The organism is Streptomyces sp. NPDC001606, from assembly GCF_053596835.1.
Genome location: NZ_JBSFHC010000004.1, coordinates 373,286 through 395,359, shown reverse-complemented (window position 1 = coordinate 395,359; position 22,074 = coordinate 373,286). Strand labels below are relative to the sequence as shown.

At 73.4% G+C, this 22,074-nt stretch carries 20 protein-coding genes and 1 tRNA gene; 8 read left to right on the top strand and 13 right to left on the bottom strand.

Translation table 11 applies throughout. The features are described 5' to 3' along the window. Nucleotides 1-3 precede the first annotated feature (3 nt). Nucleotides 4-615, bottom strand: a complete 612-nt coding sequence (locus ACWCV9_RS11520) for an ANTAR domain-containing response regulator (RefSeq protein ID WP_385843302.1) — start codon at nt 613-615, stop codon at nt 4-6. Between the two features lie 146 nt (nt 616-761). Here ACWCV9_RS11520 and ACWCV9_RS11515 point away from each other — a divergent pair. After that, nucleotides 762-836, top strand: a tRNA-Leu gene (locus ACWCV9_RS11515). A gap of 66 nt (nt 837-902) precedes the next feature. On the opposite strand, the gene pyk is transcribed toward ACWCV9_RS11515, so the two are convergent. From pyk to ACWCV9_RS11495, 4 genes are all read right to left on the bottom strand, one after another. Continuing rightward, nucleotides 903-2,339, bottom strand: a complete 1,437-nt coding sequence (gene pyk, locus ACWCV9_RS11510) for a pyruvate kinase (RefSeq protein WP_450785734.1) — start codon at nt 2,337-2,339, stop codon at nt 903-905. A 137-nt stretch (nt 2,340-2,476) separates the two neighbouring features. Next, nucleotides 2,477-3,625 (bottom strand): GDSL-type esterase/lipase family protein, encoded by a 1,149-nt coding sequence (locus tag ACWCV9_RS11505; protein WP_450785733.1) that lies wholly within the window; start codon nt 3,623-3,625, stop codon nt 2,477-2,479. Between the two features lie 52 nt (nt 3,626-3,677). Continuing rightward, complete coding sequence (locus ACWCV9_RS11500; RefSeq protein WP_450785732.1) at nt 3,678-5,087, bottom strand: lysine N(6)-hydroxylase/L-ornithine N(5)-oxygenase family protein; 1,410 nt, start codon at nt 5,085-5,087, stop codon at nt 3,678-3,680. Continuing rightward, nucleotides 5,084-6,520: a pyridoxal phosphate-dependent decarboxylase family protein gene (locus ACWCV9_RS11495; protein WP_450785730.1), complete on the bottom strand. Its 1,437-nt coding sequence runs from the start codon at nt 6,518-6,520 to the stop codon at nt 5,084-5,086. Before ACWCV9_RS11495 ends, ACWCV9_RS11500 begins: the two co-directional genes overlap by 4 nt. 151 nt (nt 6,521-6,671) lie before the next feature. Between ACWCV9_RS11495 and ACWCV9_RS11490 the strand changes: the two genes are divergently transcribed. Next, complete coding sequence (locus tag ACWCV9_RS11490; RefSeq protein ID WP_450785729.1) at nt 6,672-7,211, top strand: GNAT family N-acetyltransferase; 540 nt, start codon at nt 6,672-6,674, stop codon at nt 7,209-7,211. A 364-nt stretch (nt 7,212-7,575) separates the two neighbouring features. On the opposite strand, the gene pepN is transcribed toward ACWCV9_RS11490, so the two are convergent. The 3 genes from pepN to ACWCV9_RS11475 form a co-directional block, all read right to left on the bottom strand. Continuing rightward, nucleotides 7,576-10,068: an aminopeptidase N gene (gene pepN, locus ACWCV9_RS11485; RefSeq protein WP_450785727.1), complete on the bottom strand. Its 2,493-nt coding sequence runs from the start codon at nt 10,066-10,068 to the stop codon at nt 7,576-7,578. A gap of 124 nt (nt 10,069-10,192) precedes the next feature. Next, complete coding sequence (locus ACWCV9_RS11480; RefSeq protein WP_450785725.1) at nt 10,193-10,540, bottom strand: chorismate mutase; 348 nt, start codon at nt 10,538-10,540, stop codon at nt 10,193-10,195. A 34-nt stretch (nt 10,541-10,574) separates the two neighbouring features. Next, nucleotides 10,575-11,465 carry a helix-turn-helix domain-containing protein gene (locus ACWCV9_RS11475; protein ID WP_450785723.1) on the bottom strand — a complete coding sequence of 297 codons (891 nt, stop codon included), beginning with the start codon at nt 11,463-11,465 and terminating at the stop codon, nt 10,575-10,577. Between the two features lie 98 nt (nt 11,466-11,563). Between ACWCV9_RS11475 and ACWCV9_RS11470 the strand changes: the two genes are divergently transcribed. After that, nucleotides 11,564-13,318, top strand: coding sequence for a glycoside hydrolase family 35 protein (locus ACWCV9_RS11470; RefSeq protein WP_450785722.1), 1,755 nt, complete (start codon nt 11,564-11,566; stop codon nt 13,316-13,318). Between the two features lie 58 nt (nt 13,319-13,376). Further along, nucleotides 13,377-14,267: a hypothetical protein gene (locus ACWCV9_RS11465; RefSeq protein WP_450785721.1), complete on the top strand. Its 891-nt coding sequence runs from the start codon at nt 13,377-13,379 to the stop codon at nt 14,265-14,267. Here the strand turns inward: ACWCV9_RS11465 and ACWCV9_RS11460 are convergent. Both ACWCV9_RS11460 and ACWCV9_RS11455 read right to left on the bottom strand, forming a co-directional pair. After that, a complete protein-coding gene (locus ACWCV9_RS11460; protein ID WP_450785719.1) occupies nt 14,264-15,187 on the bottom strand; it encodes an SDR family oxidoreductase in 924 nt (307 codons plus the stop codon). The two genes, ACWCV9_RS11465 and ACWCV9_RS11460, sit on opposite strands and share 4 nt — an antisense overlap. Next, the gene (locus tag ACWCV9_RS11455) at nt 15,184-15,966 is read right to left on the bottom strand and encodes an SDR family oxidoreductase (protein WP_450785718.1); all 783 of its coding nucleotides are present in this window, start codon (nt 15,964-15,966) and stop codon (nt 15,184-15,186) included. Before ACWCV9_RS11455 ends, ACWCV9_RS11460 begins: the two co-directional genes overlap by 4 nt. 100 nt (nt 15,967-16,066) lie before the next feature. Between ACWCV9_RS11455 and ACWCV9_RS11450 the strand changes: the two genes are divergently transcribed. Genes ACWCV9_RS11450 through ACWCV9_RS11435 form a run of 4 tightly spaced genes read left to right on the top strand, consistent with a single transcriptional unit; the run spans nt 16,067 to nt 19,445 of the window. Further along, nucleotides 16,067-16,810: an enoyl-CoA hydratase family protein gene (locus ACWCV9_RS11450; protein ID WP_450785716.1), complete on the top strand. Its 744-nt coding sequence runs from the start codon at nt 16,067-16,069 to the stop codon at nt 16,808-16,810. Next, nucleotides 16,811-17,647, top strand: a complete 837-nt coding sequence (locus ACWCV9_RS11445; RefSeq protein WP_450785715.1) for a CoA transferase subunit A — start codon at nt 16,811-16,813, stop codon at nt 17,645-17,647. Further along, the gene (locus ACWCV9_RS11440; protein ID WP_450785713.1) at nt 17,644-18,387 is read left to right on the top strand and encodes a CoA-transferase subunit beta; all 744 of its coding nucleotides are present in this window, start codon (nt 17,644-17,646) and stop codon (nt 18,385-18,387) included. Before ACWCV9_RS11445 ends, ACWCV9_RS11440 begins: the two co-directional genes overlap by 4 nt. After that, nucleotides 18,387-19,445: an NAD(P)H-dependent flavin oxidoreductase gene (locus ACWCV9_RS11435; protein ID WP_450785712.1), complete on the top strand. Its 1,059-nt coding sequence runs from the start codon at nt 18,387-18,389 to the stop codon at nt 19,443-19,445. The genes ACWCV9_RS11440 and ACWCV9_RS11435 overlap by 1 nt, the downstream gene beginning before the upstream one ends. A 12-nt stretch (nt 19,446-19,457) precedes the next feature. Here ACWCV9_RS11435 and ACWCV9_RS11430 read toward each other — a convergent pair whose 3' ends face one another. The 3 genes from ACWCV9_RS11430 to ACWCV9_RS11420 are packed head-to-tail and all read right to left on the bottom strand — an operon-like array spanning nt 19,458 to nt 22,066. Continuing rightward, a complete protein-coding gene (locus tag ACWCV9_RS11430; RefSeq protein ID WP_450785710.1) occupies nt 19,458-20,615 on the bottom strand; it encodes an acetyl-CoA C-acetyltransferase in 1,158 nt (385 codons plus the stop codon). A gap of 38 nt (nt 20,616-20,653) precedes the next feature. Further along, nucleotides 20,654-21,265, bottom strand: coding sequence for a TetR/AcrR family transcriptional regulator (locus ACWCV9_RS11425; RefSeq protein ID WP_385843875.1), 612 nt, complete (start codon nt 21,263-21,265; stop codon nt 20,654-20,656). A 15-nt stretch (nt 21,266-21,280) separates the two neighbouring features. Further along, nucleotides 21,281-22,066: an SDR family oxidoreductase gene (locus ACWCV9_RS11420; protein ID WP_450785708.1), complete on the bottom strand. Its 786-nt coding sequence runs from the start codon at nt 22,064-22,066 to the stop codon at nt 21,281-21,283. Nucleotides 22,067-22,074: the final 8 nt, after the last annotated feature.

Genomic DNA, 22,074 nt, shown 5'->3' with positions numbered 1-22,074 from the left:
CGGTCAGCCCTTCTTCGCGGCCTTCTTCTCCTGGCTGTCCGCGATGACCGCCTCGGCGACCTGCTGCATCGACATCCGGCGGTCCATGGAGGTCTTCTGGATCCAGCGGAACGCGGCCGGCTCGGTCAGGCCGTACTCGGTCTGGAGGACGGACTTCGCGCGGTCGACCAGCTTGCGGGTCTCCAGCCGCAGGGTGAGGTCGGCGACCTCCTTCTCCAGCTGCCGCAGCTCGGTGAAGCGGGAGACGGCCATCTCGATCGCCGGGACGACATCGCTCTTGCTGAACGGCTTGACCAGGTAGGCCATGGCGCCGGCGTCACGGGCCCGCTCCACCAGGTCGCGCTGCGAGAACGCGGTGAGCATCAGGACCGGGGCGATGGACTCCTCGGCGATCTTCTCGGCCGCGGAGATGCCGTCCAGCTTGGGCATCTTCACATCCATGATCACCAGGTCCGGCCGGTGCTCCCGGGCCAGCTCGACCGCCTGCTCACCGTCCCCGGCCTCGCCGACGACGGTGTACCCCTCCTCCTCCAGCATCTCTTTGAGGTCGAGCCGGATCAGGGCCTCGTCCTCGGCGATGACGACACGGGTCGTCAGCGGAGGCACGTGCGACATCTCGTCGTCGGGCGCGTCTGCGGGCTGGGGCGACTCGGCGGTCACGGGGGCTCCTCGTTCAGGGGCAGGGGTACTGCTGACAAGAGCCTACCTAGCTACGGTATGGTGGACGCGCGGAGGGTCGGGGGAAACCTTGGATTCTGCGAGCCCCGGTAGCCCAATTGGCAGCAGGCAACGGATTCAAAACCCGTACAGTGTCGGTTCGAGTCCGACCCGGGGCACTTTTCCTTGGATCCCAAGGTCAGCACTTCTTGCGGGCCCCTCTCGATGAGGGGCCCTTTTCGCGTTCACTTCGGGCGGTCGTCCTCGCCGATGTGATGCACCCGGACCATGTTGGTCGAGCCGGAGACCCCGGGCGGTGAACCCGCCGTGATGACCACGACATCGCCCTTGCGGCACCGGCCGTAGCGCAGCAGCAGCTCGTCCACCTGGGCCACCATCGCGTCCGTGGAGTCGACATGCGGGCCGAGGAAGGTCTCGGCGCCCCAGGTCAGGCTGAGCTGGGAGCGGGTGGCCGGCTCCGGGGTGAAGGCGAGCAGCGGGATCGGCGAGCGGTACCGGGACAGCCGGCGGGCCGTGTCTCCCGACTGGGTGAAGGCCACCAGGAACCGCGCTCCGAGGAAGTCGCCCATCTCGGCGGCGGCCCGGGCGACCGCGCCGCCCTGGGTGCGGGGCTTGTTCCGCTCGGTCAGCGGCGGCAGACCGGCCGCCAGCATGTCCTCCTCGGCCGCTTCGACGATCTTCGCCATGGTGCGCACGGTCTCGACCGGGTACTTGCCGACGCTGGTCTCGCCGGACAGCATCACCGCGTCCGCGCCGTCGAGGACCGCGTTGGCCACGTCGGAGGCCTCGGCGCGGGTCGGCCGGGAGTTCTCGATCATCGAGTCGAGCATCTGGGTCGCCACGATGACCGGCTTGGCATTGCGCTTGGCCAGCTTGACCGCGCGCTTCTGCACGATCGGCACCTGCTCCAGCGGCATCTCCACCCCGAGGTCGCCGCGCGCGACCATCAGTCCGTCGAAGGCGGCCACGATGGAGTCGAGGTCGGCGACGGCCTGCGGCTTCTCGATCTTGGCGATCACCGGGAGGCGGCGGCCCTCCTCGGCCATGATGCGCTGCACGTCCCGGGCGTCGTCGCCGCTGCGGACGAAGGAGAGGGCGATGACGTCGAAGCCGGTGCGCAGCGCCCACCGCAGGTCGTCCTCGTCCTTCGGGGAGAGGGCGGGGACGGAGACGGCGACGCCGGGCAGGTTGAGGCCCTTGTGGTCGGAGACCATGCCGCCCTCGACCACCACCGTGCGCACCCGGGGGCCGTCGACGGCGGTCACCTCCAGGCAGACCTTGCCGTCGTCGACGAGGACGCGCTCGCCGGGGGTGACGTCGGCGGCGAGACCGGCATAGGTGGTGCCGACCTGGTGGCGGTCGCCCTCGACGCCCTCCTCGACGGTGATGGTGAAGGTGTCCCCGCGTTCAAGGAGTACCGGTCCTTCGCGGAAGCGGCCGAGGCGGATCTTCGGACCCTGAAGGTCGGCGAGGATTCCCACGCTGCGGCCGGTTTCGTCGGCCGCTTTCCGTACGCGCTGATAACGCTCCTCGTGTTCGGCGTAGGTGCCGTGGCTGAGGTTGAAACGGGCGACGTCCATTCCGGCTTCGACCAGTGCCTTGATCTGGTCGTACGAGTCGGTGGCAGGCCCCAATGTACAAACGATCTTTGCTCGGCGCATGAGTCGAGCCTATGGCTTACCCACGGGTAGAGAATCGGCGCCGTATGTCCACTCAACAGACTCTGGGTAAAGGCTTATTGACAAGTGTTGAATTGGGCGACGGCCCGCTCCTTTGAGCGATTTCCCGGTTTCTCGTTCTACAGGTCGAACAGACGGACGTCCACGGCGTCGGCGATCGCTTCCGCGCCGGCGTCATTGACGTGCAGACCGTCGCCGCTGTCGAATTCCGGGCGGATCCGGTCGGGCCGGTCCGGGTCGGCGACGGCGGCGGCGAGGTCCACCACCGCGTCGAACGGGTTCCGCTCGCTGAGCAGCCAGGCGTTGACCTCGCGCCGGGCGGCCTGGCCGGCTTCGGTGTCGTACCCCTCGTAGACCGTGCCCCGGTACGGGCCGATGGTGGAGCCGATCACGGTGAGCCCGGCGGCCCGCAGGCGCTCGGCGAGAGCGGTGAGCCCGGTGATGAGGTCGGCCGCGCCGGCGCCCTCGGCGGGTGCGGGGAAGGCACGGAAGCCGGGCATGCCCAGGTCGTTGAGGCCGATGTGGATCAGGACATGGCTCACCCCGGGCACCGCGAGGACATCGCGGTCGACGCGGCTGAGCAGGCGCTCGCCGATCTCGTCGGTGAGCAGGCGGTTGCCGGCGATGCCCTGGTTGACGATCCAGCCGCGGCCGAGCCGGCGGCCGAGCTGCGCGGGGAAGCTGCCGTCCCGGCCGGGAGTGGTGCCTGTGCCCTCGATCCAGGAGTCGCCGAAGGCCACCGCGATCCGGGTGCCCTCGGGCGCCCGTACATCGGCGCCGATGCCGAAGTGGCCGGTCGGCACCTCCTCGGCGTCGCGCAGCCGCGCGGCGGACGCCTGGTCGCCGGGGGCCGCGTGGCCGGTGTCGTAGGGCACCATCGAGAAGGTGGTCAGGCCGGTGTCACCGGGCAGATAGAGGCTGACGGCGAGTTCCTGGCCGGCAGTGACGGCACGCTCGACCGGGTCGCTGACGGTCTCCTCGCCCGCCGGGATCGTGACGGTGGCGGACCCGGCGAAGGTGAGCGGGGTGTCGGTCGCCGGGTCGATGCCGTGGCCGGCGGTGCGGGTGGCGAGGCGGGCGGCGCCGATCTCCAGGGGCTCCTTGCCGTAGCGGTTGCTGAGCGTGATCCGCACCGCCTCCCCTCCCCCGGCGAGCCGCAGATACTGACGAAGGGTCTGTCCGGCGAGGCCCCGGCTCGGGGCCAGGGCGGAACTCTCGTACGGGCTGACGACGGCGGCACGGCGGGCGGCGATCCAAGTCGTGTTCATGGCAGCCCCCAACACCGCCGGGCCGCTCGTTCTTCCGGTGTGACCGGCCTTCTCACCTCCCGTCGGTCAGCGGGGTCAGCCGCTTCGCCTGCCGGGCCTGCGGAACCCTGGGTTCCTGGTGAAGTCCGAAGGTGGTGAAGGCGGTTCGGACCGGCAGCGGGTACGGCTCCTTGCCGGTGAGCGAGTTGAGGATGCTCGCGCTGCGCCAGGCGGCGAGGCCGAGGTCGGGCGCGCCGATGCCGTGGGTGTGCAGCTCGGCGTTCTGGACGTAGACCGCGCCGGTCACGGAGGGGTCGAGGACCAGCCGGAACTCCTCGTCGATGCGCGGGCGTTCGCTGCTGTCCCGGCGCATGTAGGGGTCGAGTCCGGCGAGGATGCGGCCGAGGGGGCGCTCGCGGTAGCCGGTGGCGAGGACGACGGCGTCGGTGGTCAGCCGGGAGCGGCTGCTCTGCTGGAGGTGTTCCAGGTGCAGCTCGATCCGGGTGGCGGCGATCCGGCCGGCCGTACGGACCCGGACCCCGGGGGTGAGCACGGCGTCGGGCCAGCCGCCGTCCAGGGTGCGCCGGTACAGCTCGTCGTGGATGGCGGCGAGGGTGCCGGCGTCGATGCCCTTGTGCAGCTGCCACTGGGCGGCGACCAGCCGGTCCCGGACGGGCTCGCTGAGGGCGTGGAAGTAGCGGGTGTAGTCCGGGGTGAAGTGCTCCAGGCCGAGCTTGGAGTACTCCATCGGTGCGAAGGCCTCGCTGCGGCCGATCCAGTGCAGCTGCTCCCGGCCGGGCGGGCGGTGGCGCAGCAGGTCGAGGAAGATCTCGGCGCCGGACTGGCCGGAGCCGACGACGGTGACATGCCCGGCGGCGAGCAGGGCGGCGCGGTGGCCGAGATAGTCGGCGGCGTGGATCACCGGCACGCCGGGGGCGTCCACGAGGGGCTGGAGCGGGTCGGGCACATGGGGTGCGGTGCCCACGCCCAGGACGATGTTGCGGGTGTAGGTACGGCCCAGGGCCTCGGCCTCGCCCTCGCTGTCGAGCTGGGTGAAGTCGACCTCGAAGACGTCCCGTTCGGGGTTCCAGCGGATGGCGTCGACCTGGTGGCGGAAGTGGAGTCCGGGCAGCTGCTGCGCGACCCAGCGGCAGTAGCCGTCGTACTCGGCACGGTGGATGTGGAAGCGCTCGGCGAAGTAGAAGGGGAACAGCCGGTCGCGGCCGCGCAGGTAGTTCAGGAAGCTCCAGGGGCTGGTGGGGTCGGCGAGGGTCACCAGGTCGGCGAGGAACGGCACCTGGATGGTGGCGCCCTCGATGAGCAGGCCGGGGTGCCAGTCGAAGCCGGGGCGCTGCTCGTAGAAGACGGCGTCGAGTTCGGCGAGCGGGTGGGCGAGGGCGGCGAGGGAGAGGTTGCACGGCCCGATGCCGATGCCGACCAGGTCACGGGGGGACTCGGGCTCGTGCCGTGGGGGGTGGGTCATCTGAGGGGGCTTCCTTCGACGGGTGGTTCCACAAGGTCTTCGGCGGGCTCTGCGGCGGCTTCTGCGGCGTGTTTCCCGACGAGTTCGAGGAGGTGGGCGAGGTCGGCCGGGCGGGTGTGGGGGTTGAGGAAGGTGGCCTTGAGCCAGAGCCGGCCGTCGAGGCGGGCGCGGCCGAGGACGGCCCGGCCCTCGTGCAGCAGCGTGCGGCGTACGGCGGCCACGTCGGCGTCGGCGGCCGCGTACGGCCGGAACAGGACCGTGCTGATCACCGGCCGGTCGTACAGCTCGAAGCCCGGGTCGTCCTGGACCAGGGCGGCGAACTCCCGGGCGCGGGCGCAGACCTGGTCGACCAGGGCGCCGAGTCCGCGGCGGCCGAGGGTTCTCAGGGTGACGGCGATCTTGAGGATGTCGGGGCGCCGGGTGGTGCGCGGGGAGCGGGCCAGCAGGTCGGGGAGGCCGGCCTCGGTGTCGTCGTCCGCGTTCAGATAGTCGGCGCGCTGGTGCAGGGCGGCGAGTTCACGGGGGCGGGCGACGGCGAGGAGCCCGGCGGCGACCGGCTGCCAGCCGAGCTTGTGCAGATCGAGGGTGACGGTGTGGGCGGCCTCCAGCCCGGCGAGCTTCTCCCGGTGCCGGTCGCTGAAGAGGAGGCCTCCGCCGTAGGCGGCGTCGATGTGCAGCCGGGCGCCGTGCGCGGTGCACAGCCCGGCGATCTCGGGCAGCGGGTCGATGAGGCCGGCGTCGGTGGTGCCGGCGGTCGCCGCGACCAGCAGCGGGCCGGAGAGGACGGTGAGGGCGGCGTCGAGGGTGGCGGGGTCCAGGGTGCCGCCGGGGGCCGGGAGGACGACCGGGTCGGGCAGGCCGAGCAGCCAGGCGGCGCGCGGCAGCGAGTGGTGGGCGCCGGCCCCGCAGACCAGCCGGACGCTGCCGCCGTGCGCCTCGCGGGCGAGCAGCAGGGCGAGCTGGTTGGCCTCGGTGCCGCCGGTGGTGACCACCGCGTCGGCCAGCCCGGCCTGTCGCGCCAGGGCCCGGGTGACCTCGGCCTCCAGGGCGGAGGCGGCCGGGGCCTGGTCCCAGGAGTCCAGCGAGGGGTTGAGGGCGCTGACGGCGAGGTCGGCGGCGGTGGCCACGGCGAGCGGCGGGCAGTGCAGATGGGCCGCGCACAGCGGGTCGGCGGGGTCGGCGGCGCCCTCGGCGAGGGCGTGTACCAGGGTGCGCAGGGCGTCGGGGTCGCCGTCGTCCGGCAGGACGTCCCCGAGGGCGTCGGCGACGCGTGCGGCGACGGCCCGCGGTCCGCCCGCGGGCAGCGGCCCGCCGCGCGCCCGGCCGCCGGCGGCGAGCGCGTCCAGCACGGTGCCGAGCAGCGGCCGCAGTGCGTCGGGGCCGCCGGGGCCTGCGGCGAGGGGCGGGACGACCAACGGCTCTCCTGCGCTCATGGACCCTCCTCGGGCGGGGTGCGGGGCACTGGGCGTACGGCCGGAGTTCCAGCTTGTACCGGTAGTGGAGCGCACGTCCCGAAAGTCCGGCGAACAGAACCCGAAAGTGGGTATTCCCGTACGGGGAAAACGCGTTGGGGCGGTGGTGTGCGTGTGGACGATCGACGTGCCCGGTGAGCGGGTGCTGGTGCGGGAGCTGGGCCCGGCGGACGAGGGGCCGCTGCTGAGGCTGTTCGAGGAGTGCGAGGACTGGTTCCTGGCGGCGACGGGACTGCCGTCCGGGCCGGGCGATGTGCAGGGCCTGTACTACGCGCTGCCGGAGGGTGCGAGCCCCGACGACAAGGTGCTGCTGGTGCTGGAGCGGGACGGGGTCGTGGCGGGTGTGGTGGACGCCGTACGGAACCATCCGGAGCCGGGCGCGGTGGCGGTGGGGCTGTTCCTGCTGGCGCCCTGGGCGCGGGGCCGGGGGCTCGGCCGGCTGCTCGCCGCGTCGCTGCTGGCCCGTGCCGGGGACACCGCTACGGTGACGGCGACGGTGCCCCCCGGTTGGCCTTCCGGCGAACGCTTCCTGGAGCGGCTGGGCTTCAGCCTGGACGCCGGCTCGCCACCCCAGGAGGAGCCGGGCAACCGACGCCCGGGCCCGCGCGAGGGGCGCGTACGCCGGGCGGTACTGCGCCGGGCGGCACCCTAGCGGGGCGGGCGCTCTAGCGGGGCGGGCGCTCTAGCGGGGCGGGCGGCGCCGCCGGGAGAGGCCGTGCAGGGCGGCACCCCAGCGGGGCGGCACCCCGGGAGAGGGGCGCGCAGGCGTGGTCTTCCAGGGGTACGGCCGCTTACTGCTGCGCTGCCTCACGGCTCGCGACGACGGAGCCCTGCCGCTGCACCACCGCGGCCTCGGCCGGGCCGCGCGCCGCGCCGAAGCGAGGCCGAGGCCACCGGAGCGGGGCGGCCGGGGCGCCGGAGGCGCGCCCCGGCGCGCGGGTGGGGGCCGTGCGGGGCGCTCGTGCCCGGTGGCTCACCCCCGCCCCACTGCGGCAGACTCTGTCGGTGCGGTGCCGCTATGCCTTCGTTCGCTCGTCGCGTACCCGCAGCGCGCGGGACAGGTCGTCCAGGCGGTCGGCGAGGGTGCGGCGGAGGGACGGGACGGGGTCCGCGTCGCGCAGGCAGGCCTCGCCGAGGTGGAGGTTCTCGGCGTCGACGGCGTGCGCCGGGAAGCACCAGCGGCCGGCGGCGACGGCGATGGCGGGACCGCGGCGGGCGGCGAGGCCGACCGCGTCCTCGTAGAAGCGCGGCACGTACTCCCGTACCAGATCGGCCTGTTCGGGCTGCCAGAAGCCGCGGGCGGTGGCGGTGAACAGGTAGTTGGACAGGTCGTCGCGGGTGAACATGGCGTCCCAGGCCGCGCGCTTGGCGTCCGGATCGGGCAGGGCGGCCCGGCAGCGGGCGGCACCCTCCTGGCCGGTGGCGCTCGGGTCGCGCTCCAGCTCGGCGGCGATGGCGGCCTCGTCGGTGGCGCCGAGCACGGCGAGCCGGCCGAGGATGCGCCAGCGCAGCTCGGGATCGAGTTCCGGTCCGCCGGGCACCGTGCCGTCGGCGAGCCAGGCGGCGATGGTGTCGGGGTGCGCGGCCGCGTCGACGAGCTGCCGCACGGCGAGCAGGCGCAGGCCGGGGTGGTCGCCGTCCTCGGTGCGGCGCAGCAGGTCGCGGGCGAGGGAGGTGAGGGTGGCGAGGGCGGCCGGGCGGTCCTCGGGACGCAGGTACTGGTCGGCGATCTGGCCCGAGGCGAAGGCCAGGGCGCCCTCGACGACGGCCAGGTCGGTCTCGCGCGGAAGGTGGGCGCGGGCCGTCTCCAGGTAGACGGCGGGCGGGAGTTCACCGTCGCGGACGGCGTCCCGCAGGGCGTTCCAGACCAGCGCGCGGCTGAGCGGGTCGGGCAGGGCGGACAGGGCGGTGCGGACGGTCTCGAAGGAGCCGGCGTCGAAGCGGATCTTGGCGTAGGTGAGGTCGCCGTCGTTGAGCAGGAGCAGGGCGGGGCGCTTGCCGATGGGGTGCGGGTCGGCCGACGGCACGTCCAGGTCGAGGCGCTCGCGCAGCACCAGCCGGCCCTCGTCGGCGAGGTCGTGGTCGTACAGGCCGGCGGTGATGCGGTGCGGGCGGCTGCCCGCGCGGTCGACGGTCAGCGTGCAGCTGCCCTCGGCGGAGGCGATCACCGGGGTGAGCGTGTCGACGCCGGTGGTGCGCAGCCAGCTGTCGGCCCAGGCGTGCACGTCGCGGTCGGTGGCCGAGGCGAGGGAGTCGATGAAGTCGGCGAGGCTGGCGTTGGCGAACTTGTGCCGGGCGAAGTGGGTGTTGATGCCGGCGAGGAAGTCCTTCTCGCCGAGCCAGGCGGCCAGCTGGCGCAGCGCGGAGGCGCCCTTGGCGTAGGAGATGCCGTCGAAGTTGAGCAGCGCCGAGGCCGTGTCCTCGACGTTCTCGGGGGCGACCGGGTGGGTGGTGGGCCGCTGGTCGGCGTCGTAGCCCCAGGACTTGCGGGTGACGGCGAACTCGGTCCAGGGGCCGGTGAAGCGGGTGGCCTCGGCGGTGGTCTGGTAGCCCATGTACTCGGCGAAGGACTCGTTCAGCCAGACGTCGTCCCACCACCGCAGGGTGACGAGGTCGCCGAACCACATGTGGGCCATCTCGTGCGCGACGACCATGGCGCGGATCTGCCGCTCGGTCTCGGTGACGGCGGAGCGGTAGACGAACTCGTCGCGGAAGGTGACCAGGCCCGGGTTCTCCATGGCGCCCGCGTTGAACTCGGGGACGAACGCCTGGTCGTAGGAGTCGAAGGGGTAGGGCTCCTCGAACTTCTCGTGGTAGCGGTCGAAGCACGCGCGCGTGATGTCGAGGATCTCCTCGGCGTCGGCGTCCAGGTAGGGGGCGAGGGAGCGGCGGCAGTGCAGGCCGAAGGGCAGCCCGCGGTGTTCGGTGCGCACCGAGTGCCAGGGGCCGGCGGCGACGGCGACCAGGTAGGTGGAGACCGGCGGGGTGGGTGCGGCCTGCCAGCGGCCGTCGCCCTGGTGCTCGGTGACGCTGTTGGCGAGGACGGTCCAGCCCTCGGGCGCCGTGACGGACACCTCGAAGACGGCCTTCAGGTCGGGCTGGTCGAAGGCCGCGAAGACGCGCTGGACGTCGTCCATGAACAGCTGCGAGTAGACGTAGGTCTCGCCGTCGCTGGGGTCGGTGAAGCGGTGCATGCCCTCGCCGGTGCGGGAGTAGCGCATGACCGCATCGACATGCAGCTCGTGCTCGCCGGCGGTGAGGTTCTTCAGGGGCAGCCGGTTCGCGTGCAGCGACTCCGGGTCGAGGGGCTGCCCGTCGAGCGTGACGGCGCGCAGTTCCGCGGGCTTCAGCTCGACGAACGTGTCTCCCTCGGCCAGCGCGGTGAACCGGATCACTGTGCGGGAGAGGAAGGTCTCGTCCCCGGTGGTGAGGTCCAGTGCGACCGTGTACCGGTGGACGTCGAGGAGCTGTGCTCGGGCTTGCGCTTCGTCGCGCGTGAGTACGGACATGCACGCCATGCTGCCCGATGGGGCCGACACCGCACAGGGGCGGGTCGGTACACGGCTTATGTCCGGTGCACCGGGGCGCCCGGCGCGTGCGCCCGCCGCCCCCTTGACGCCCCGCCTTTCGGTGTCAGTGCTGTGCGGACTGTCCGTTGACGGTGTCCTCGGCGATGCTCTCGTGGTGCCGGATCACCTCGGCGATGATGAAGTTCAGGAACTTCTCGGCGAACGCCGGATCGAGCTTGGCGCTCTCGGCGAGGCGGCGCAGCCGCTCGATCTGGCGGGCCTCGCGGGCCGGGTCGGCGGGCGGCAGCTGGTGCACGGCCTTGAGCCGGCCGACCTGCTGGGTGCACTTGAAGCGCTCGGCGAGCATATGGACGACGGCCGCGTCGATGTTGTCGATGCTGTCGCGCAGCCGCTCCAGTTCCTGGCGGACCTCGGGATCCACGGCACCGGTGCCGGTGTTGCTGGTGGTCATGGGTGTCAACCCTATGTGCTCGGCGGCGGTCGGCCTACGGGGTGTCCGGGGACTGGATCATCGGGGGGTGGCCGGGCTCGGGGACCCGGTCGCTCCAGCCGCCCGGGACGGCACGGCCCTGCTGGTCCCGGAAGCGGACCGGGGCGAGGCCGACGCGGCGGGTGAAGAGCCGCGAGAAGTAGGCGGGGTCGTCGTAACCGACCCGGCGGGCCACGGCGGCGACGGACAGCTCGGTGGCGGCCAGGAGTTCCTTGGCGCGGCCCAGGCGGATGCCGAGGAGATAGTCCTTGGGGGTGCATCCGGCGGCCCGGCGGACGGCGCTGCGCAGCTCGGCGGCGGTCATCCCGTGCCGGGCCGCGTGGTCGGCGACGCTCATCGTCGTGCAGGCGTCCCGGGCCAGCGCCTGGAGCACCTGGTCGCCGTCCGGGGCGAGATCGGCGCGGGCGCGGCGCAGGGCCACCAGCAGCTCGTGCACGGCGGCGCCGGTCTCCACCTCCAGCAGGGGGTTGCCGCGGCGGGCGGCGCGGGCGATGCGGGCGATGACCGCGCGGGGCGCGGCGGCGTCGGAGAGGGGGACGACGGGCCGGTCGGGTTCGATGTAGCCGAGTTCGGTGTACGAGGGTGTGGCGGGGCCGGCGAAGTCGACGAAGCCCTCGTCCCAGCCGGTGTCCGCGTCGGGCGCGTAGTGGTGCGGCACGCCGGGGGTGAGCCAGAGCAGCGCGGGCGCCGTGACGGTCGTACGGCGGCCGTCCGCGGCCCGGTACCAGCCGCCGCCCGCGCTGATCACCACGGCCACGTGGTGGTCGAGGGTGCGCGGGCCGACGGTGGGCAGCGCGCCGTGCTGGAGGCCCACGCCGAGGCAGACCAGGCCGAGGCGGTGGTGGGCGGGGCCGGGGCTGAAGAACCGCATCCAGGTCTGGTACATCGGCGCTCCTCGCGGCCTCGGCGGCAGCGGACTTCTGTCCAAGCAGCGCCGATCTTCGTCCATGGCGGCGATCACCGGAAGGGGTGAGGCTGGGAGGCATGGGCGAGTTCACGGTCGGGGAATCGGAGTTCCTGCTGGACGGGCGGCCGGTGCGGCTGCTGTCCGGGGCGCTGCACTACTTCCGGGTGCACGAGCGGCTGTGGCGGCACCGACTGGCGATGCTGCGCGCCATGGGCCTGAACTGCGTGGAGACGTACGTCCCCTGGAACCTGCACGCACCGGCCCCGGGCGAGTACCGGGACGTGGCGGCGGTCGGCCGCTTTCTGGACGCGGTCGCGGAGGCGGGCCTGTGGGCGGTGGTGCGGCCGGGGCCGTACATCTGCGCGGAGTGGGAGAACGGCGGGGTGCCGGTGTGGGTGACGGGCGAGCCGGGCACGCGCGCGCGTACGCGTGACGAGCGCTATATGGCGCCGGTGCGCGACTGGTTCCGCCGTCTGCTGCCGGACATCGTGTCCCGGCAGACCGACCGCGGCGGCCCGGTGCTGCTGGTCCAGGTGGAGAACGAGTACGGCAGCTACGGCAGCGACACCGGCCATCTTCGGGAGCTGGCCGCGCTGCTGCGGGCCGAGGGGGTGACGGTTCCGCTGTGCACCTCGGACGGTCCCGAGGACCACATGCTGACCGGCGGCTCGCTGCCCGGGGTGCTCGCGACGGTGAACTTCGGCTCCCACGCGCGCGTGGCCTTCGAGACGCTGCGCCGCCACCGCCCGCAGGGCCCGCTGATGTGCATGGAGTTCTGGTGCGGCTGGTTCTGCCACTGGGCCGGGGAGCCGGTCGTACGCGACCCGGGGGAGGCCGCCGCGACGCTGCGGGAGATCCTGGAGTGCGGGGCGTCGGTGAACCTGTACATGGCGCACGGCGGGACCAGCTTCGGCGGCTGGGCGGGCGCCAACCGGGGCGGCCCGCTGCACGAGGGCCCGCTGCGGCCGGATGTGACGTCGTACGACTACGACGCCCCCGTCGACGAGTACGGCCGCCCGACGGAGAAGTTCTGGCGGCTGCGCGAGGTGCTGGCCGAGTACGCGCCCGGGCCGCTGCCCGCACTGCCGCCGCGGCCGCCGGTGCTGGGTTCTCCGGCCGAGGTGGCGGTGGTCTCCTGGGCGGCCCTCGGCGACGTCCTGGACGCGCTGGGCGGCGAGGAGGTGACCGCCGCGCTGCCGCCCTCCTTCGAGGAACTGCGGGTCACCCGGGGGCTCGTGCACTACACGGTGGACGTGCCCGGACCGCGCCGGCCGTACCCGCTGACCGTGCGCGGGCTGCGGGACCTGGCGGTGGTGTACGTCGACGGCGAGCGGGCCGGGGTGCTCACCGAGGAGGAGCCGCGGCTGCCGGAGCCCGTGGCGGGTCCCGCGCGCGTGGAGCTGTGGGTGGAGTCCCTGGGCCGGGTGAACTACGGGCCGCGGTTCGGCGAGGCGAAGGGCGTCACCGGCGGCATCCTGCACGAGCGGCAGTATCTGCACGGGGTACGCGCGCGTGGCCTCGATCTGGACGCCTTCCGCGGCGGTGTGGACGCGGTGCCGTTCGGTGCGCCGCCCGGGCGGGGCGGACCGGGGCTGTACCGCGGGACGGCCGTGGTCCGCGGGGCCGGGGACGCGCGGCTGGAGCTGCCCGGCATGACGCGTGGCTTCGCGTGGGTCAACGGGTTCGGGCTGGGCCGCTACTGGTCGGTGGGTCCGCAGCGGACCCTGTACGTGCCCGGGCCGGTGCTCCGGGAGGGCGCGAACGACGTGTGGCTGCTGGAGCTCCAGGACGCGGCCCCGGACCGGCCGGCTCCCCGGCTGCTGCCCGTGTGACCGGCGGTCCGCGGCGCCTACAGTGGAGGAGGGCTCCGGCGTCTTTGGGGGTGCGCAGGTGGCGAACGGCGGACCGGTCGAGCACGGCTACCCGCATCTGGAGACGGTACGGGCCGCGATCACCGCGCTGTACCGGCGCCTGTCCCCCACCGCCGTGCAGACCTTCTCGGCCAGCGTGGTCCCCGCCGATGTGGCCTTCTGCGACACCGACGACCTGCATCTGGGTGCGCAGCGGGTGGCCCACGAGATCGTGCGGCACTTCCGGCTGCCGGACGCGCGGCTGGTCGTCGGCTTCCGGGAGATGACCCACGCGGCGCACGTGGAACTGGCGGCGGGGCCCGAGTACTTCGTGGAACTCAACGACCGGTTCCGCACGCACCGCCGGGACATCGGCGCCGCGCTCGCCCACGAGGTGGCGCACGTCTATCTGCACCGGCTGGACCTCGCCTTCCCGACCACGGCCGAGAACGAGATCCTCACCGACACGGTGACGGCCTACCTGGGGGCGGGCTGGCTGCTCCTGGACGCCTACCGGGAGGACGCCGTCACCTCCCAGAAGCTCGGCTATCTCACCCCCGAGGAGTTCGGCTACGTGCTGGCCAAGCGGGCGCTGCTCTTCGGCGAGGACCCGTCCGTGTGGTTCACCAGCCCGCAGGCCTACACCGCCTACACCAAGGGGCTGGCCCTGGCCCGCCGGGACGGGCAGCAGCCGCCGCTGACCGGCGCCGGCTGGGCGGGGCGGCGCCGGTACGCCCATGACCGGCGGCATGCGGTGCCGATGGCGCCGGACGCGTCCGGGACCTCGTACGCCTTCGCCCCCGGCCCCTCCGGTGAGCTGCGCGTCTCCTTCCCCTGTCCGACCTGTCACCAGCGGATCAGGGTGCCGGTGCGGGGGCGGGTCCGCGCGCGGTGCGGGTTGTGCCGGACGGTGCTGGAGTGCGACACCTAGGGGTGCGCTCCGTAGGCGGGCGTTGGAGGGTGGGCCGCGGCCAGCAGCCGGCGTGCTTCCTGCCCGGCCTCGGCCGGTGTCCAGCGGGCCGCCTTCTCGGCGGTCGGGCCGGGGCGCCAGCCCTCCATGACGGTGATGCGGCCGCCCTCCGCCTCGAAGACCCGGCCGGTCACGCCGTCGCTGGCGGCGGAGCCGAGCCAGACGACGAGCGGGGAGACGTTCTCGGGCGCCATGGCGTCGAACCCGGCCGCCGGGGCCGCCATGGCCTCGGCGAAGGCACGTTCCGTCATCCGGGTGCGGGCGGCGGGGGCGACGGCGTTGACCTGGACGCCGTAGCGGGCCAGTTCGGCCGCGGCGACCAGGGTCAGGCCGATGATCCCGGCCTTGGCGGCGCTGTAGTTGCCCTGTCCGACCGAGCCCAGCAGGCCCGCCCCGCTGCTGGTGTTGACGATCCGGGCCTGTGCCCTCCGCCCGGCCCTGGCCTCGGCCCGCCAGTGGGCGGCGGCGTGCCGCAGCGGCAGGAAGTGGCCCTTGAGGTGGACGCGGATCACCGCGTCCCAGTCGTCCTCGTCCAGGTTGACCAGCATGCGGTCGCGCAGGAAGCCGGCGTTGTTGACGAGTGTGTCGAGCCGGCCGTAGCGCTCCAGGGCGGTCCGGACCAGGGAGGCGGCGCCCTCGGTGGTGGCGATGTCGCCGGCGTGCACGACCGCCTCGCCGCCCGCGGCCCGGATCTCCGCGGCGACGCCCTCGGCGGGGTTCGCCGCGCCGGGCGCGCCGTCCGGTGCGCCGTCGAGTGCGACGCCCAGGTCGTTGACGACGACGCGGGCGCCCTCGGCCGCGAAGGCGAGGGCGTGGGCCCGGCCGAGCCCGCGTCCGGCACCGGTGACGACGACGACCCGGCCGGCGCAGATTCCGTTCATCTCGGTTCTCCTGGTGGGCGGTTGACGGTCGCGGCGGCCAGGAAGGCGGGCCGTTCCCCGCCTCCGTGCACCTCCAGGCTCGCCCCGCTGATGTAGGCGGCCGCATCGGAGGCGAGGAAGACGGCGGCGGCGCCGACGTCGGCGGGGGTGGCCAGGCGGCCCAGCGGGACGGTGCGGGAGACGGCGGCGATGCCGTCGGAGCCGCCGTAGTGCAGCGGGGACAGCTCGGTGCGGACCATGCCGACCACGAGCGTGTTGACCCGGACCTCCGGTGCCCACTCCACCGCCATGGAGGCGGCGAGACCGGCCAGGCCCGCCTTGGCCGCGCCGTAGGCGGCCGACCCGGGCGAGGGACGCGTGCCGCTGACGCTGCCGACCATCACCACCGAGCCCCGGCTGCGCCGCAGGTGCTCGTAGGCGGCGAGGGACGCGGTCAGCGGGGTGACGAGGTTCAGCTCGATGACCTTCGCGTGCCGTTCGGCATCGGCGTCGACGAGCCGCCGGTACGGCGTGCCGCCCGCGTTGTTGACGAGGACGTCGAGGCGGGGCAGCGCGCCGAAGAAGGCCCGGACGGCGGGCGGGTCGCGCAGGTCGAGCGGGGCGAACTCGACTCCGTCCAGGGGGTGTTCGGGCGGTCTGCGGGCGCAGGCGAGGACCTGGGCACCGGCTGCGGCGCAGGCCCGGGCGATCCCGGCGCCGACCCCCCGGGTGCCGCCGGTGACCACGACGGTTCTGCCGTGCAGCGAGTTGTCCACAGGGTGCGCCGCCGGGTTTTCCACAGGCCCTCCCGCTGGTCCGCGCCGACTGCTAGCTTCGAAGCCGCACACCTAACAAATGTTTGGTGGAAAGGCGTTGAGTGCGAAGGTAGCTGATGCGTCCATGGGTGTCTCCCTCTCGTCCCCGGAAAAGGGGATTTCGCTCGTCACGGTCGACTTCCCGCCGGTGAACGCACTGCCGGTGGCCGGCTGGTCCGCGCTGGCCGCGGCCGTGCGCACGGCGGCCCGCGATCCGGGGGTCCGGTGCGTGGTCCTGGCCGCGGAAGGCCGCGGGTTCAACGCGGGCGTGGACATCAAGGAGATACAGGCGGCCGGGCAGCGGGCGCTGATCGGCGCCAACCACGGCTGCGCGGACGCCTTCGCGGCGGTGTACGAGTGCGAGACCCCCGTCGTGGCGGCGGTGCACGGCTTCTGCCTGGGCGGCGGGATAGGGCTGGTGGGCAACGCGGACGCGATCGTGGCCAGCGAGGACGCCGTCTTCGGGCTGCCCGAGCTGGACCGGGGCGCGCTGGGCGCCGCCACCCATCTCGCCCGGCTGGTCCCGCAGCACCTGATGCGCGCCCTGTACTACACCGGGCGCATGGCGAGCGCCGCCGAGCTGCACCGGCACGGCTCGGTGTGGCGGGTGGTGCCGCGTGCGGGGCTGCGGGCGGCGGCCCTGGAGCTGGCCCGGGAGATCGCCGCCAAGGACGGGCGGCTGCTGCGGATGGCCAAGGCCGCGATCAACGGCATCGATCCGGTCGATGTGCGCCGCAGCTACCGCTTCGAGCAGGGCTTCACCTTCGAGGCCAACCTCAGCGGCCTGGCCGACCGGGTCCGCGACACGTTCGGGAAGGAGGGTGCGTAGATGGCCGACAAGACGATGACCGCCGAGGAGGTGGCCGGCCGGCTGGCGAGCGGCATGACGCTCGGCATCGGCGGCTGGGGCTCCCGGCGCAAGCCGATGGCCCTGGTCAGGGCGCTGCTGCGGACGGGGATCAGCGACCTCACGGTCGTGTCGTACGGCGGTCCGGACGTCGGGATGCTGGCCGCCGCCGGCCGGATCCGCAGGCTGGTCACCGCCTTCGTCACCCTCGACTCGATCCCGCTGGAGCCGCACTACCGGGCGGCCCGTGAGCGGGGTGCCTTCGAACTGACGGAGATCGACGAGGCGATGTTCCTGTGGGGGCTGCGCGCCGCCGCGAACCGGCTGCCGTTCCTGCCGGTCCGGGCGGGTCTCGGCTCGGACGTGATGCGGGTCAACCCGGGCCTGAGGACGGTCACGTCGCCGTACGAGGACGGGGAGACGTTCGTCGCCATGCCCGCCCTGCGCCTGGACGCCGCTCTGGTGCACGTCAACCGCGCCGACCGGCAGGGCAACGGCCAGTATCTGGGCCCGGACCCCTACTTCGACGACCTGTTCTGCGCCGCGGCGGACAGCGCCTATGTGTCCTGCGAGCGGATCGTCGACACGGCCGAGCTGACGAAGGCGGCAGCCCCGCAGACCCTGCTGGTAGGGCGGCATGTGGTGACCGGGGTGGTGGAGGCACCGGGCGGCGCCCACTTCACCTCCTGCGCCCCCGACTACGGCCGGGACGAGGCGTTCCAGAAGCGGTACGCGACGACCGACTGGCCCCGGTTCGCGGCGCGTTATCTGGGCGGGGACGAGCGCGCCTACCGGGCGGCCGTCGAGGAGGGGTCATGAGCGAGGCCGCAGCCGCCGGACGCGGGCTCGTCTCCCGTGCCGAGTACTGCGTCATCGCCTGCGCCGAGGCCTGGCGGGGCGCGGGCGAGATCCTGGCGAGCCCGATGGGCCTGGTCCCGTCCGTCGCCGCCCGGCTCGCCCGGCGGACCTTCGCGCCGGATCTGCTGCTGACCGACGGGGAGGCGCAGCTCGTGGGCCCGGACGGCACCGTCGAGGGCTGGCTGCCGTACCGCAGGCATCTGGAACTGGTCACCGGGGGCCGGCGGCACGTGATGATGGGCGCGAGCCAGATCGACCGGTACGGCAACCAGAACATCTCCTGCATCGGCGACTGGGCGAGGCCGGCCCGGCAGCTGCTCGGGGTGCGCGGGGCGCCCGTCAACACGCTCAACAACCCGACCAGTTACTGGATCCCGAAGCATTCCCGGCGGGTCTTCGTCGAGAAGGTCGACATGGTGTGCGGGGTGGGGTACGACCGGGCGGCCGGTGCGCCGTACCACCGCATCCCACGGGTCGTCTCCGACCTCGGCGTCTTCGACTTCGCCACGCCGGAGCGCACCATGCGGCTGGTCTCGGTGCATCCGGGCGTGACGGTGGACCAGGTCCGGGAGGCGACCGGGTTCGAGCTGGTGATCCCGGACGGGGTGCCGCAGACCCGTGAGCCGACCGCCGCCGAACTGCGCCTGATCCGTGAGGTGATCGATCCCGGGAACACCCGGGCCAGGGAGGTTCCGGCCTGATGGACACGGCACTGACCCGGCTGGTCGGGGTCCGGCATCCGGTGGTGCAGACCGGGATGGGCTGGGTGGCCGGCCCACGGCTGGTCTCGGCGGCGGCGAACGCGGGCGCGCTCGGCATCCTGGCGTCCGCGACGATGACACCGGGCCGGTTGCGCGAGGCGATCCGGGAGGTGCGGTCCCGTACCGACGCGCCGTTCGGGGTGAACCTGCGCGCCGACGCGGGCGACGCGGCGGACCGCGTGGAGATCATGCTGGCGGAGGGCGTCCGGGTGGCCTCCTTCGCGCTCGCGCCCTCGCGCGAGCTGATCACCGCGCTGAAGGAGGCCGGGGTCGTGGTCATCCCGTCCGTCGGGGCGCGACGGCACGCGGAGAAGGTGGCCGCGTGGGGTGCGGACGCGGTGATCGTGCAGGGCGGCGAGGGCGGCGGGCATACCGGCGAGGTGGCGACGAGCGTGCTGTTGCCGCAGGTGGTGGACGCGGTGCGGATACCGGTGGTGGCGGCGGGCGGCTTCTTCGACGGGCGGGGCCTGGTCGCGGCGCTGGCGTACGGGGCGGCCGGGGTGGCGATGGGCACCCGGTTCCTGCTCACCTCCGACTCGACGGTGCCGGAGCCGGTGCGGGCCCGGTATCTGGCGGCGACGGTCCGGGACGTCACGGTCACCCGGGCGGTGGACGGCCTGCCGCACCGGATGCTGCGCTCGGAGCTGGTGGACGCGCTGGAGCGGTCGGGCCGGATACGGACCTTCGCGCACGCGGTGCGGCGGGCGGCTAGCTTCCGGCGGCTGTCGGGGCTGACCTGGCGGCAACTGGTCCGCGACGGCCTCGCCCACCGGCACGGCAAGGAGCTGTCCTGGAGCCAGCTGCTGCTCGCCGCGAACACCCCGATGCTGCTGAAGTCGGCCATGGTGGACGGCCGTACGGACCTCGGGGTGATGGCGGCCGGGCAGGTCGCCGGAGTGATCGACGACCTGCCGTCGTGTGCGGAACTGCTGGAACGGATCATGACGGAAGCGGAGGAGGTACTGAAGCATGTGGGCGGGCTCGGAGAGGTTCAGTGACCGCCGTCCCTCTCACAGACGCTCGATGATCGTCACGTTCGCCTGGCCGCCGCCCTCGCACATCGTCTGGAGGCCGTAGCGGCCGCCGGTGCGTTCCAGTTCGTGCAGGAGGGTGGTCATCAGGCGGACGCCGGTCGCGCCGAGGGGGTGGCCGAGGGCGATCGCGCCGCCGTTGACGTTGACCCGGTCGGGGTCGGCGCCGGTCTCCTTCAGCCAGGCCAGGACGACCGGCGCGAAGGCCTCGTTGATCTCGACCAGGTCGATCGCGTCGATGGTCAGGCCGGTCTTCCGCAGGGCGTGCGCGGTGGCCGGGATGGGTGCGGACAGCATCCGGACAGGGTCCTCGCCGCGGACGGAGAGGTGGTGGATGCGGGCACGGGGGCGCAGGCCGTGTTCGCGGACGGCCCGCTCCGAGGCGAGCAGCAGGGCGGCCGCGCCGTCGGAGACCTGGGAGGAGCAGGCGGCGGTGATGGTGCCGCCGTCGAGTACGGGCTTCAGCGCGGCCATCTTCTCCAGGGAGGTGTCCCGGCGCGGGCCCTCGTCCACCGCGGCCCTGCCGTAGGGGACGCTCTCGCGGTCGAAGCGGCCGGTGTCGAGGGCCCGCAGCGCCCGCCGGTGCGAGCGCAGGGCGAACTCCTCCTGGTCCGCGCGGCTGATGCCCCACTGCGCGGCGATCATCTCGGCGCCGGCGAACTGGTTGACGGGCTGGTCGCCGTACCGGGCACGCCAGCCGGTGCTGCCGAGGAAGGGGCCGTCGGTCAGGCCGAGCGGGACGGCGGCCTGGCGGGAGGCGAAGCCGATGGGTATCCGGGACATGTTCTGCACGCCGCCGGCGACCACCAGGTCCTGGGTGCCGGAGAGCACGGCCTGCGCGGCGAAGTGCACGGCCTGCTGGGAGGATCCGCACTGCCGGTCGACGGTGACGCCCGGCACCTCCTCGGGCAGCCCCGCGGCCAGCCAGCAGGTGCGGGCGATGTCCCCGGCCTGCGGGCCCACCGCGTCCAGGCAGCCGAAGACGACGTCCTCGACGGCGGCCGGGTCGATCCCGGTCCGCTCCATCAGCGCCGTGAGGACATGCGCGCCCAGGTCGGCCGGGTGGGCCTCGCTGAGCCCTCCCCCGCGCCGCCCGACCGGTGTGCGGACCGCTTCGACGATATAGGCCTCGGCCATGCTGACTCCCGCAGCAGGAAGGGGTGTTGCCACCCGTGTCATTCGCGTACGGCGATCCCGTCCAGCACCATCGACAGATACTGGCGGGCGATCTCCTCGGGGCTGTGCTGTCCGCCGGGCCGGTACCAGGAGGCGGCGACCCAGACGGTGTCGCGCACGAACCGGTAGGTGAGCCGGACGTCCAGGTCGGCGCGGAAGACCCGTTCGGCGACCCCGCGTTCGAGCGTGGACAGCCAGGCCTTCTCGAACCGGCGCTGGGACTCGGCGAGGAAGGCGAACCGGTCCTGGGCGACGAGCTGTCGGCTCTCCTTCTGGTAGATCGCGACGGCGGCGCGGTGCCGGTCGATCTCCCGGAAGGACTCGGTGACCAGCGCCTCCAGCGTCTGCCGGGGCCCGAGGCCGGAGGCGAGGACGGTGTCGTAGCCGTCCCACAGCTCGTCCAGGAAGGTCCGGAGGATCTCCTCGAGCATCGACTCCTTGGAGTCGAAGTGGTAGTAGAGGCTGCCCGCGAGCATCCCGGCATGGTCGGCGATCTTGCGGACGGTGGTGGCGTTGTAGCCATGCTCGGCGAAGACCTCGGCGGCGGTGCTGAGGAGTTCGCCGCGCCGGGCCGCGGCCGCGGTCACCTGGGGCTTCTTCTTGGTCGACACGCACCCATTGTGGTCCTAGGGGTGCTGGCTGCTGACGGCGACGACCTCGCCGGTCATGTACGAGGAGTAGCCGGAGGCGAGGAAGACGATCACGTTGGCCACTTCCCAGGGCTCGGCGTACCGGCCGAAGGCCTCACGCTCGGTCAGTTCCTCGAGGAGTTCGGCGGTGGTGACCTTCACCAGGTGCGGGTGCAGGGCGAGGCTGGGGGCGACCGCGTTGACCCGCACTCCGTAGGCGGCGGCCTCGACGGCCGCGCACCGGGTCAGGGCCATCACCCCGGCCTTGGCGGCGGCGTAGTGGGCCTGCCCGGCCTGGGCGCGCCAGCCGACGACGGAGGCGTTGTTGACGATGACCCCGCCGCCGGTCTCGCGCATGGCGCGCAGGGCCGCGCGGGTGCAGCGGAAGGTGCCGCCCAGGGTCACGTCCAGGACCCGGTTCCACTGCTCGTCGGTCATGTCGGCGAGGGGCGAAGTGCCGCCGAGTCCGGCGTTGTTGACGACGATGTCCAGCCGACCGTGCCGGGCGACGGCCGTGTCGAAGAGCGTGTGCACCTGGGCCTCGTCGGTGACGTCGCAGGGCACGGCGGTGACCGCGCCGGGGAAGCGGCGGCCCAGTTCCGCCTCCTGTTCCTTCAGCCGGCGCGCATGGGCGTCGCTGATCAGCACCCGCGCGCCCTCCTCCAGGAAGCGGCGCGCGGTCGCCCCGCCGATGCCGGTGCCGGCGGCGGCGGTGATGACGGCGGTGCGGTCCTTCAGCAGTCCGTGCCCGGGCACATAGGCCGGGCTCTCGACGCCTGTCATAGGGCCAC

Bases quoted from the DNA above. Each gene is read 5' to 3' on its own strand.
- ACWCV9_RS11520 (WP_385843302.1), bottom strand. From the start codon at position 615: ATGTCGCACGTGCCTCCGCTGACGACCCGTGTCGTCATCGCCGAGGAC.
- pyk (WP_450785734.1), bottom strand. From the start codon at position 2,339: ATGCGCCGAGCAAAGATCGTTTGTACATTGGGGCCTGCCACCGACTCG.
- ACWCV9_RS11505 (WP_450785733.1), bottom strand. From the start codon at position 3,625: ATGAACACGACTTGGATCGCCGCCCGCCGTGCCGCCGTCGTCAGCCCG.
- ACWCV9_RS11500 (WP_450785732.1), bottom strand. From the start codon at position 5,087: ATGACCCACCCCCCACGGCACGAGCCCGAGTCCCCCCGTGACCTGGTC.
- ACWCV9_RS11495 (WP_450785730.1), bottom strand. From the start codon at position 6,520: ATGAGCGCAGGAGAGCCGTTGGTCGTCCCGCCCCTCGCCGCAGGCCCC.
- pepN (WP_450785727.1), bottom strand. From the start codon at position 10,068: ATGTCCGTACTCACGCGCGACGAAGCGCAAGCCCGAGCACAGCTCCTC.
- ACWCV9_RS11480 (WP_450785725.1), bottom strand. From the start codon at position 10,540: ATGACCACCAGCAACACCGGCACCGGTGCCGTGGATCCCGAGGTCCGC.
- ACWCV9_RS11475 (WP_450785723.1), bottom strand. From the start codon at position 11,465: ATGTACCAGACCTGGATGCGGTTCTTCAGCCCCGGCCCCGCCCACCAC.
- ACWCV9_RS11470 (WP_450785722.1), top strand. From the start codon at position 11,564: ATGGGCGAGTTCACGGTCGGGGAATCGGAGTTCCTGCTGGACGGGCGG.
- ACWCV9_RS11460 (WP_450785719.1), bottom strand. From the start codon at position 15,187: ATGAACGGAATCTGCGCCGGCCGGGTCGTCGTCGTCACCGGTGCCGGA.
- ACWCV9_RS11450 (WP_450785716.1), top strand. From the start codon at position 16,067: ATGGGTGTCTCCCTCTCGTCCCCGGAAAAGGGGATTTCGCTCGTCACG.
- ACWCV9_RS11445 (WP_450785715.1), top strand. From the start codon at position 16,811: ATGGCCGACAAGACGATGACCGCCGAGGAGGTGGCCGGCCGGCTGGCG.
- ACWCV9_RS11440 (WP_450785713.1), top strand. From the start codon at position 17,644: ATGAGCGAGGCCGCAGCCGCCGGACGCGGGCTCGTCTCCCGTGCCGAG.
- ACWCV9_RS11435 (WP_450785712.1), top strand. From the start codon at position 18,387: ATGGACACGGCACTGACCCGGCTGGTCGGGGTCCGGCATCCGGTGGTG.
- ACWCV9_RS11430 (WP_450785710.1), bottom strand. From the start codon at position 20,615: ATGGCCGAGGCCTATATCGTCGAAGCGGTCCGCACACCGGTCGGGCGG.
- ACWCV9_RS11420 (WP_450785708.1), bottom strand. From the start codon at position 22,066: ATGACAGGCGTCGAGAGCCCGGCCTATGTGCCCGGGCACGGACTGCTG.